This is a genomic window from uncultured Sphingomonas sp. (genome assembly GCF_946477935.1).
Classification (GTDB): domain Bacteria; phylum Pseudomonadota; class Alphaproteobacteria; order Sphingomonadales; family Sphingomonadaceae; genus Sphingomonas.
The window spans coordinates 1-7,528 of the sequence record NZ_CAMLAC010000175.1 but is presented as its reverse complement, the minus strand read 5'-3'; the positions used below and the strand labels follow the sequence as shown (position 1 = coordinate 7,528).

Annotated in this window: 6 protein-coding genes and 1 pseudogene; 1 reads left to right on the top strand and 6 read right to left on the bottom strand. The window is 68.5% G+C overall.

The window, feature by feature from the left end:
• The 5 genes and pseudogenes from Q0U08_RS15265 to coxB all read right to left on the bottom strand — a co-directional run.
• Positions 1-316, bottom strand: a pseudogene (locus Q0U08_RS15265) (cytochrome C); the annotation flags it as partial.
• Complete coding sequence (locus Q0U08_RS15260; RefSeq protein WP_298092360.1) at positions 313-924, bottom strand: cytochrome c oxidase assembly protein; 612 nt, start codon at positions 922-924, stop codon at positions 313-315. The gene Q0U08_RS15260 and the pseudogene Q0U08_RS15265, both read right to left, overlap by 4 nt.
• A complete protein-coding gene (locus Q0U08_RS15255) occupies positions 921-1,301 on the bottom strand; it encodes a hypothetical protein (protein WP_298092358.1) in 381 nt (126 codons plus the stop codon). The genes Q0U08_RS15260 and Q0U08_RS15255 overlap by 4 nt, the downstream gene beginning before the upstream one ends.
• A 25-nt stretch (positions 1,302-1,326) precedes the next feature.
• Complete coding sequence (ctaD, locus tag Q0U08_RS15250; RefSeq protein WP_298092357.1) at positions 1,327-3,846, bottom strand: cytochrome c oxidase subunit I; 2,520 nt, start codon at positions 3,844-3,846, stop codon at positions 1,327-1,329.
• Entirely contained in the window at positions 3,843-4,790 is a 948-nt protein-coding gene (coxB, locus tag Q0U08_RS15245) for a cytochrome c oxidase subunit II (RefSeq protein ID WP_298092356.1), read from the bottom strand. The genes ctaD and coxB overlap by 4 nt, the downstream gene beginning before the upstream one ends.
• 233 nt (positions 4,791-5,023) lie before the next feature.
• On the opposite strand from coxB, the gene Q0U08_RS15240 reads away from it, so the two are divergent.
• Positions 5,024-6,724 (top strand): DEAD/DEAH box helicase, encoded by a 1,701-nt coding sequence (locus Q0U08_RS15240; protein ID WP_298092354.1) that lies wholly within the window; start codon positions 5,024-5,026, stop codon positions 6,722-6,724.
• Positions 6,725-6,931: 207 nt separating this feature from the next.
• Here Q0U08_RS15240 and Q0U08_RS15235 read toward each other — a convergent pair.
• Positions 6,932-7,528 (bottom strand): amidohydrolase family protein (locus tag Q0U08_RS15235; RefSeq protein ID WP_298092353.1); only part of this gene is annotated, 597 nt, incomplete at its 5' end.

The window sequence follows — 7,528 nt, the reverse complement described above, 5'->3', positions numbered from 1 at the left end:
GGGCGGGCGGGGGGGCGGCCTGCATGGCCGGCGAGGGGCGCTGGCCGGGCGCGCCGTGACATGAGGCGCAGGCGCCGGCGAAATGGCCCGCGGCGCTGACCAGGACGCGGGACTCCCGGGGGTCGTCGGGCGCGGAGAAGGCGGCGTGGGTCTTTACCGAATTGCGCATGACCCAGTGCAGGAACCAGTCGGTGATCGGCCAGTGGCCGCTGGAGGCGGCGACGTTGAACAGGCCGGACCAGGCGAAGAGCATGCCGGCGGCGAACAGGCCGAACAGCGTGGCGGCGACGCGTTTCCAGGTGAGGCGGATCGTCATGACTGGGCTTCCCGCAGGCGGAGCAGGCTGGCGAGCATGGCGAGCCCGCCGAAGAAATAGGCCGCCGCGCCGACCATCAGCATGACGACGCCGCCTACCTGCTGATCGGCCAGCGGCTCCATGCCGTGCGCGGCATGAAGGCCGGCATAGAGGGGGCGGGGGGCAAGACCGATCAGCGCGCCGAGCAGCGTCATGTGCATCGAGGTGAGCAGCATCGCGGCGACTCCGCCTGCGCGGCGCGCCCAGCGTGCGTCACCCGCGGCCCCCAGCGCGGCGGACCAGAGGAGCAGGCCGGCGGTAAGGAAGCTGGCCTGTTCGACGATCAGGACGAGCGGCGAAGCCTCGGCCGCGAGGCGCAGGGCGGGGACATGCCAGCTCCACACCACGACCAGCTCGACCACCGACATGGCCAGCGGCGTGACGATGCGGGGGAAGCGGATCGCAGGATCGACGCGCGTGCCGGCAAGGGCGAAGGCGAGCAGGGGGGCGGCGATCGCGACTGCGATCATGTGGCCGGCCATGTGGCCGATCATGCCGAAACCGCTGCCTGCGAAAGCCCAGCCGAGCAGCAGGAAGGCAAGGCCCGCGAGAAGGCAGAGACGGTTCACCGGCAATCGCTCAGGACGATGACGGGGAGCGCGGTGAAGACCACGCCGACGAAGCTGAGCGCGGCGAGGAGCAGCGTGGCGATGGCGAGGAAGCGGAGACGGTCGATATCGGTACCCTGTTCGTGCGGGGGTGGATCGCCGGGGGTGCGCGACTGCACATAGGCGATCCATCCCGAGGCGAGGATGATCGCGAGCGCCACCACGGTGCCGATGGTGAAGGCGGTGGGGAACAGCGACCATTCGCCCAGCTTCGCGCAGGATACCGCGGCCCAGATATAGGAGAACAGGAAATGTGCCGCCCAGACGCTGGGCGGGATGATGAGCGTCCACAGCGTGACCTTCAGCCGCTTCACGCGGTCGCGGAAGCCGGGCTTCATGCGCTTCGCTCCTGAACGCACCCCATCACGCCACCGCCGGGAACAGGCCGATCGTCGCATAGGCGACGAGGGCGGTGAGGGCGAGGAAGTGCTGGTAGACGGTGATGTTGCGGATGTCGGCGTCGTAGGTCGGGGTCATGCGGCCCGCCAGGCTGCGTGCCAGCGTATAGCCCTGCATGATCGCGCCGATGCCGGCGTGCACCGCGGTCCAGATCGCCAGCGTCCAGACGATGGCGGGATAGACATGCGCTTCCGGATTCATCGCATACTGCCATGGTCCTGCGAGCCCCGCGAACAGGCTGGCGAAGGTGGCGGCGAGGCTGGCGACGAGCAGGGCGCGAGCCAGGGTGACGTTGCCGCGGGCGTGCACCTCGCGGGCCGCGATCGTGCCCGCCCAGCCGACCAGCGTCAGGCCAAGCGCCACCATCGGCCAGAGCATGCCGGGGCCCGGGAAAGCGGGCGGCGGAAATTCGGCATGGATCGTCCAGAAGAAATAATAGCCGAAGACAAGGCCGGAAAAGGCGGTGGCGTCGGCCATCATGGTGATGAACATCGCCCACCAGCCCGACGAAGAGGGGCCGGAAAGGTAGAGCGGCACCTCCAGCCCGTGCCCGATCGGCTTGCACGGCTTTTCGGGGATCTCGGCGGTGCCCGTCCATAGCCACCAGATCACCATGGCGAGCGTGGCGAAGGCGGCGAACAGCGCGGCCATGTAGAGATGATAGGTGGTCAGGATGAACACCGCGCCCAGCACGATCGCGGTCAGCATCGGTTTCCAGCTCGGCGTGCCGAGGCGGATGACGGCGATGGGGCGCGCATCGAGCACGGTGGTGATGATCGTCTCGCGCCGGCCTTCCTCCGCATCGGGCAGGAAGAAACGGCCTTCGTCGACCTTCTTCACGAAATCCTTCTGGTCCCAGATCGGGTAGCGGCTTTCGATCAGCGGGACGGAGCGGATGCCCCAATCCTCGTCATCGGGCAGCGCCAGCCATTCCAGCGTGCCGGCGTTCCACGGATTGCGCTTGCCCTTGGGGCGGGTGGGGGAGAGCGCGAGGTCGAGGCAGACGATCGCGACGCCGGCGGCGAACATATAGGCGCCGACCGTGGAGGCGAGGTTCAACCCGCCGATGCCCAGTTCGGCCGGATAGGTGAAGACGCGGCGCGGCATTCCCTCCAGCCCCGACAGGTGCATGGGGAAGAAGGCGAGGTTGGCGCCGACGAACATGATCCAGAAGGCGGTGCGCCCCATCCGGTCGGACAGTTTCTTGCCGGTGATGAGCGGCCAGTAATAATAAAGGCCACCGAACAGCGGCAGCAGCGTACCGCCGATCAGCACGTAATGGAGGTGGGCGACGACGAAATAGGTGTCGTGTGCCTGCCAGTCGAAGGGGGCGACCGCGACCATCACGCCGGTGAGGCCGCCGACGACGAAGATGGCGAGGCTTCCGCTCGCATAGAGGAGCGGCGTCGACCATTTTACCTTGCCCGCCCAAAGCGTCGCGATGAAGGCGAAGATCTGGATGCCGGTCGGGATCGCCACCGCCTCAGAGGCGGCGGAGAAGAAGGCGAGGCTGATCTTGGGCAGGCCGGTGGCGAACATGTGGTGGACCCACAGGCCGAACGACAGAAAGGCGGTGCCGACCGCGGCCAGCACGATCCACGGATAGCCGAGCAGATGGCGCTGGGCGAAGGTGGGGATCAGCATCGCGAAGAGCGCGATCGAGGGCAGGAAGACGATATAGACTTCCGGGTGGCCGAAGATCCAGAACAGGTGCTGCCACAGCAGCGGATCGCCGCCGCGTGCCGCATCGAAGAAGGGCCAGCCGAGCAGGCGTTCCATTTCGAACAGCACGTCGCCTGCGATCAGCGGCGGGAAGGCGAACAGGATCATCACCGCGACGACCAGGATGTACCAGGCGTAGAGCGGCATGAGGTTGAGGCGCATGCCGGGCGGGCGGCATTTCAGCACGCCGACGATCAGTTCGACCGCGGCGGCGACCGAGGATACCTCGATAAAGGACAGCCCCAGCATCCAGATGTCGGCGCCCAACCCCGACAGGTCGGTCCGCGTGGTGAGCGGCGGATACATGAACCAGCCGCCATCGGGCGCGGCGTTGAAGAAGATCGAGCCGGAGACGAAGACGCCGCCGATCAGGAACGACCAGTAGCCGAAGGCCGAAAGCCGCGGAAAGGGCAGGTCGCGCGCGGCAAGGAGCTGCGGCAGGAGGATGATCGACACCGCCTCGAACATCGGGACGGCGAACAGGAACATCATCATCGAGCCGTGCAGCGTGAACAGCTGGTTGAAGGTGTTGGCCGAGACGAGGTCGTTGTCGGGCACCGCAAGCTGCGTGCGCATGATGAGCGCGAGGACGCCGGCGAACAGCATGAAGCCGAACGCGGTCAGCGTGTACCAGACGCCGACGCGGTTGTTGTTGGTATCCGTCCAGCGCAGGAACAGCCCCTCGGGCGGTTTCCATACGGCGCGCAGGCGCTCCTCCTGTGCGCGGCGGAGGTCCGGATCGTCTTGCGCGTGGAGGCTCATTGCAGGCCCTGAAGGTAGCTGGCGATCGCGATGGCTTCATCCTCGCGCATCTGGGGGAAGGCGGGCATGCGCACGCCGGGCTTGGTGGCCTCGGGGTGGCGGATGAAGCCGGCGATGTTAGCAATGGTCGGCTGGCGGATACCCGCGCCCAGCGTGGGGCGGCTGCCGAAATGGGTGAGGTCAGGGCCGATCGTGCCGGCCTGGTCGGTGCCGCGGATGCTGTGGCAGGCGCCGCAGCCATAGGCGGCGAACAGGCGCGCGCCGGTGCTCGTGGCGGCCTGCGCCGGGCGCGCCTGCGCGGCGAGCCATGCGTCGAACGCGGCGGGGGGCATGGCGATGACGTCGAACGCCATCAGCGCGTGGGAAAGGCCGCAAAATTCGGTGCAGACGCCGCGATAGCGCCCCGGCTTCTCAGCGCGGACGACGAGGTTGGTGACGCGGCCGGGGATCATGTCCATCTTGCCGGCGAGGCCGGGAACCCAGAAGCTGTGGATCACGTCTCCGGCGGTGAGTTCCAGCGAAACGGTGCGGCCGACGGGCAGGCGGAGTTCGTTGGCGCCCTCCACGGGGCCGCCGGCCGTCCGATACTGGGTGCGCCACCAGAATTGCTGCGCATCGACCCGGATGCGCAGATCGGCGGGGCCGACGGGCGCCGGCTTCATCATCGGCAGCGAATAGATGAGCAGGCCGCCGAGCAGGATCGTGGGGAACACGCCGCCCAGCCACAGCACCATGCGCATGCCCTGTTGATGGGTGATGGCACCCTCGGGCGAGGCGACGGCGCGGCGCATCAGCCAGAAAAGGCCGGCGGCAAGCAGAACGGCGCCGACCAGCAGGACAACGAGAAGCGAGCGCAACGCATCCGCCTCCACGCCGAACGGAGCCAGCGCGGACTGGTGCGTGTTACAGCCGGAAAGCCAGAACAGTCCCGATACGGGGCACAACCATCGACCGGCCTTCCACCGGTACCGGGCGTATGCCGCCTTGTTCCATAAGCCGCTGATTGTCGGCACCCCTTTTGCCCGCCCCCTGTAAACAGGTGGACCCCGCGCCGCGTCTGTGCCATGTGGCCGACGCATTTCACGGGACGCACCTAAATCCAGGCTGGTCTGGATAACACTCGGAAACCGGGAACGATCCTTGGTTTTCGAGATGCGATCCCCATTTCTGGAGCCTCATGCCTTTTTCGTCTCTCCCGACGCTTCTGTCCGAAGCGCTTGGTGCCCGCGGTTACGCGGCACCCACCCCCGTCCAGGCCGCCGTCATCGAGCCCGAAGCGATCGGCCGCGACCTGATCGTGTCCGCACAGACCGGTTCCGGCAAGACCGTCGCCTTCGGCCTCGCCATGGCCGGCGAGCTGCTGGAGGACGGCACGCTGCCGCCGCCGCGCACCCCGCTGGCGCTGGTCATCGCGCCGACACGCGAACTGGCCCTGCAGGTCAGCCGCGAACTCGCCTGGCTGTATGAAGGTGCGCGGGCGCGCATCTCCACCTGCGTCGGCGGCATGGACGCCAGCCGCGAGCGCCGCTCGCTGAGCAACGGCGCGCATATCGTGGTCGGCACGCCGGGCCGCCTGCGCGACCATCTGGAGCGCGGGGCGCTCGACCTGTCGGCCTTGCGCGTCGCAGTGCTGGACGAAGCGGACGAGATGCTCGACATGGGCTTTCGCGAGGATCTGGAAGAGATTCTGGATGCGACGCCGGAAGGCCGCCGCACGCTGCTGTTCTCGGCGACGATGCCGCGGCCGATCGCGCAGCTTGCCAAGCGGTATCAGCGCGATGCGCTGCGCATCGAGACGATCGGCGAAGAGCGCGGCCATGCCGACATCGCCTATCAGGCGGTGACGGTGGCGCCGGCCGATATCGAGGCGGCGGTGGTGAACCTGCTGCGCCTGCACGAAGCGGAGACGGCGATCCTGTTCTGCGCGACGCGCGACAATGTGCGCCACCTGCACGCCAGCCTGGTCGAGCGCGGGTTCGCGGCCGTGGCGCTGTCGGGCGAGCATTCGCAGAACGAGCGCAACCATGCGCTGCAAGCGTTGCGGGATGGCCGCGCGCGGGTGTGCGTGGCGACCGACGTGGCGGCACGCGGTATCGACCTGCCGGGCCTGACGCTGGTGGTGCATGTCGAGATCCCGCGCGATGCCGAGACGTTGCAGCACCGTTCGGGCCGCACGGGCCGCGCGGGGCGCAAGGGGACCGCGATCCTGCTGGTGCCCTATCCGCGTCGCCGACGCGTCGAGGGCATGTTGCGCGGTGCGCGCATCCAGGCCGAATGGCGTCGCCCGCCGACGCCGGAAGAAATCCGCGCGGGCGACCGCGAACGGTTGCTGGCGGCCTTGCTCCAGCCGGTCGAGGTCGACGACGAGGACAAGGCGCTCGCCGAGAAGCTGATGGCGGAGAAGCCGGCGGACGAGATCGCCGCGGCGCTGGTGCGAGCGCACCGCGCGGCGATGCCGCAGCCCGAGGAAATGGTGGACGGCGGCGAGCGCGACGGGCGCAGCGACCAGCGCGAGCGCCGTGCCGGCTTCGAGGACACGGCGTGGTTCCGGATGAATGTCGGCCGGCGGCAGAATGCCGATCCGCGCTGGCTGATGCCGCTTCTGTGCCGTCGCGGGCACATCACCCGCAACGAGATCGGCGCGATCCGCATCCAGCCGAACGAGACGCTGTTCGAGGTGCCGAGTGCGATCGCGGCACGCTTCGCGGCGGCGCTGAAGCGTACCGCGGCCGAGCATGCCGATGACGGGATCGAGATCGAGCCGGCCGAGGGCGGTGCGATGTCCAGCGGTCGTCCGCAGGGCCGGGCGCCGGCGGGGCCGGGTGGTCCTGGCGGACCGCGCCGTCATGCGCGTGGGCCCAAGGGGCCGCGGCGCTGAATTCTTCTCCCTCTCCCCTGCGGGGAGAGGGAAGGGGCCCGCTGCCGCAAGGCAGTGGGAAGGGTGAGGGGATGCCACGGGCGCAGCACTGCTGGTCTGTCTCTCACCCTTCCCACGGCTTCGCCGCAGGTCCCCTCCAGCATCAGGTGAACAGCGCGGGGCGCTGTTCACCTGATGCTCCCCGGAGGGGAGAGGGCTCTTATCTGATTATATTTCCCGGCCGGCTTTCCATAGGCGGAGCGCCTTGCCCTGTACCGGCAGGCCGTCGAACGGGGTGTTTCCCGCCGAGGCAAAGCGGTCGCCGATGATCTGCCACGGGGCGCCCGCATCGAAGAGCAACAGGTCGGCGGGCTTGCCGGCCTCCAGCGTGCCAGTGTCCAGGCCAAGAATGCGCGCGGGGTTCGCAGCCAATTTCTCGAACAGTTTCGGCAGGCTGAGGCGCTCGTCGCGAACCAGCATCAGCGCGAGCGGCAGCAGCGTCTCCGCGCCAGCCATGCCGGGGGCGGCATCGACGAAGGGCAGGCGCTTTTCCTCTGGGCCGTGGGGGTCATGCCCTGACGCGATGACGTCGATCGTGCCGTCGGCGACCGCGGTCAGTGCGGCCTGACGGTCGCTTTCACTGCGCAAGGGCGGCGACAGGCGCGCAAAGGTACGGAAGTCGGTCGTCGCGATATCGGACAGATGCAGATGCGCGGGGCTGATGCCGCAGGTCACGCGCACGCCGCGGCGTTTGGCGGCGCGCACGAGGTCGAAGCCCGCCGCGGTGGTCACCTGACGGATGTGGAGGCGGGCGCCGGTTTCTTC